We start from the raw sequence: 467 nt of genomic DNA, 5'->3' as shown, positions 1-467 counted from the left end.
TCATCCTGGTCACCGGCGCCCTTGGCACGATGACGATCAGCGCTCCCGCGCAGGACGCGGGCGCCAAGCCGCCGCTGCCGACGAAAGCCATCGGCCGGGTCACGCCCACCGGCCCGGTGCCGTCGCTCGCCGTGCTCAACGCCGCCGGCGCCAAGCTCGAGGGCAACCGGCTGACCCTGACGGGCGTATCGCCGAGTTCGATCGTGTTCGCCGATCGCCCGGTGCGGGCGGCCGGTCACGTCATGACCCAGCAGTTCATCATGCAGTGGGACGAGGGCAAGGACAGCTTCGCCAAGGATCCGCCCAACGCCACCGTGTCGGTCCTGGGCGGCGACGGCTCGCAGGTGAGCGATGCCGTGGTGACCCTGAAGGCGCCCAAGCTCGAGGGCGGCACCCTCACCTTCGACGTGGCGGTGCTGGAGGGCAATCTGAACGGGGCGAGCGGACCGGCGGCCCTGTTCATCGAT

Annotated in this window: 1 pseudogene; it reads left to right on the top strand. The window is 70.4% G+C overall.

The window, feature by feature from the left end:
• Positions 1–29: 29 nt before the first annotated feature.
• Positions 30–467: pseudogene (locus KBI52_RS00840) on the top strand (hypothetical protein); the annotation flags it as partial.

Origin of the sequence: Microvirga sp. HBU67558 (assembly GCF_018069605.1) — a bacterium.
GTDB lineage: Bacteria > Pseudomonadota > Alphaproteobacteria > Rhizobiales > Beijerinckiaceae > Microvirga > Microvirga terrae.
This window is presented reverse-complemented; position numbering and strand designations above follow the sequence as displayed.